Consider the following 2,220-nt stretch of genomic DNA (forward strand, 5'->3'; position numbering starts at 1 on the left):
CGTTTATTGCTTGTGCTAATCCAGACGAGTTTGTATTCTGGGATAGCATCCACCCAAGCACAGCTAGCCATCAGATCCTAGCGGAATCTACAATAGCATTACTGAAGTCCCTTGACAAGGATGAGTCTAAGTCTGTACCAGAACCAGTGTCTTCTGCCTCCTTAGGAGTGATAGGGCTGGCCTGGTTGTTTCGGAAACAGTTGAATAAATCCTGCTAGATTTTACTATTAACGATAACGTAAGCATTCAGGCGTCAGCTATCAGCTATCAGCTAATGCGCTACAGATGGTGCTACTTGAGGTGCTAGCAGGTGCTTTAACTACACGGGGTCGGATGAATAAAACGAGCAGGGATTTCCAACCAGCCGTACTAGCACCCCTCAGCTTGTTTACTACCTCCCGTTGATTAGCTGACCGCTGTTCGCGTAGCGTGGCCAACGGCCAACGGCTGATAGCTGAATGCTTACACGATAACACAGTGGCAGCTTCCCGAGCTGTCACCGTTGATCCTAAATTGATACTTAATAGTTTGATACTACTATTGGTAAATTCTATGGGGAAATTTCGGCGTTGCTTAATCATAGAATAGTTAAGCAAAAATGAGAATTTTATGAAACTTTCAATAATAACTAATAAGTAGGATTGATAACTTCAAAAGGTAGCAGGGAGTAGGGAAGTCATAAGAGGGAACTTCGGAATTGGGAATAGGAGAATAATAGTGTGTACCTCATTACTATGAAAAAAGCATATACTCTGATTAAAGTTATTGTAATACTTTACTTTTTATTTATACTATAATCCAAAAATTTTGCCAGCTCTTAATAAAGAGAGTAACCCAAACCAGTACTCTATGTCTGTAGGTTGTTAGGTTTGTCTTGAAAGGTCTACCCACAATCACAGACAATCAAAAATGAAAAACACAATTACGGCCTTAGGATTTTCTCTATTTACTTTAATATTGTCCTGTGAAGCTAGGGCATATGATTTAGATTTCACTAATCTTTATGTGTTTGGTGATAGCCTATCGGATTCTGGCAATACCTTCAATATCACTAAGGCAGGGAATCAGGTAAATCCCACCATTCCCATCATCCCCCAGAGTCCACCCTACTTTCAGGGACGTTTTAGCAATGGTCCGATCTGGGTAGATTATCTAGCAGATGCTCTGGAGATAGAGGTGAAGCGATCTACTGATTTGTCCTTGGTTTTACCAGATTCCCCGACACTTTCTCCCATCACTATCACTCCCGATAGTCCTCGGGTGAGTTTTTTCTTCAATGGTGGGACGACTCATCAAAGCGTAAACTTTGCTGTTGGTGGTGCTCAAACCGGAGTGTCTGGCCTTGGTGAGTTCGAAGCTTTGTCCCCGGGATTACTGACCCAAGTAGCAGGGTTCACCAATGACCTAATCCTATCTGATCAGATGGCTGACCCCAACGCTCTCTATATTCTGTGGTTGGGTGGCAATGATTATCAGAGTATGGATATTCCTAATCCTACTCAGGTCGTGGGCAATATAGAGACAGCGCTGAACTCCCTGTATAACTTTGGTGCTCGCAATTTCCTAGTGCTTAACTTACCAGATTTGGGAAAGATACCTCAATCACTGAGACTAGATAGTGTATTATCGTCTAGCCTCACAGATTTGACCGAGCAGCATAACTCTGTATTGGACTCCACCCTTAACATTTTGAGGCAATCTTTACCTGACATTAACCTGATATCCGTTGATCAGTATGACCTATTTAATCAGATTTTGACCAATCCTGGAAACTTTGGTTTCACGAATGTGACCGAAGAGTGCTTAGATGGAACAACGTTTATTGCTTGTGCTAATCCAGACGAGTTTTTATTCTGGGATAGCACCCACCCAACGACAGCTGGCCATCAGATCCTAGCGAAATTCACCTTATCAGCACTGAAGTCCCAAGACAAGGCTGAGACTAAGGCTGAGTCTAAGTCTGTACCAGAACCAGCGTCTTCTGCCTCCTTAGGAGTGATAGGGCTTGCCTGGTTGCTTCGGAAAGAGTTGAATAAATTATTTTAGATAGTACCATCTAACATAACACAGTGGCAGCTTTCCGAGCTGTCACTGTTGATCCTAAATTGATACTTAATAGTTTGATACTACTATTGGTAAATTCTATGGGGAAATTTCGGCGTTGCTTAATCATAGAATAGTTAAGCAAAAATGAGAATTTTATGAAACTTTCAATAATAA

At 41.9% G+C, this 2,220-nt stretch carries 2 protein-coding genes and 1 pseudogene; 2 read left to right on the forward strand and 1 reads right to left on the reverse strand.

The window, feature by feature from the left end; translation table 11 throughout:
* Window positions 1–218, forward strand: a pseudogene (locus F6K53_RS37940) (phospholipase); the annotation flags it as partial.
* Window positions 219–260: 42 nt separating this feature from the next.
* On the opposite strand, the gene F6K53_RS37945 reads toward F6K53_RS37940, so the two are convergent.
* Window positions 261–581: a hypothetical protein gene (locus F6K53_RS37945; protein WP_158069355.1), complete on the reverse strand. Its 321-nt coding sequence runs from the start codon at window positions 579–581 to the stop codon at window positions 261–263.
* Between the two features lie 328 nt (window positions 582–909).
* Here F6K53_RS37945 and F6K53_RS37950 point away from each other — a divergent pair, with 328 nt between their 5' ends.
* The gene (locus F6K53_RS37950) at window positions 910–2,046 is read left to right on the forward strand and encodes an SGNH/GDSL hydrolase family protein (RefSeq protein WP_293084870.1); all 1,137 of its coding nucleotides are present in this window, start codon (window positions 910–912) and stop codon (window positions 2,044–2,046) included.
* Window positions 2,047–2,220: the final 174 nt, after the last annotated feature.

Source organism: Moorena sp. SIO4A1 (assembly GCF_010672065.1).
GTDB lineage: Bacteria > Cyanobacteriota > Cyanobacteriia > Cyanobacteriales > Coleofasciculaceae > Moorena.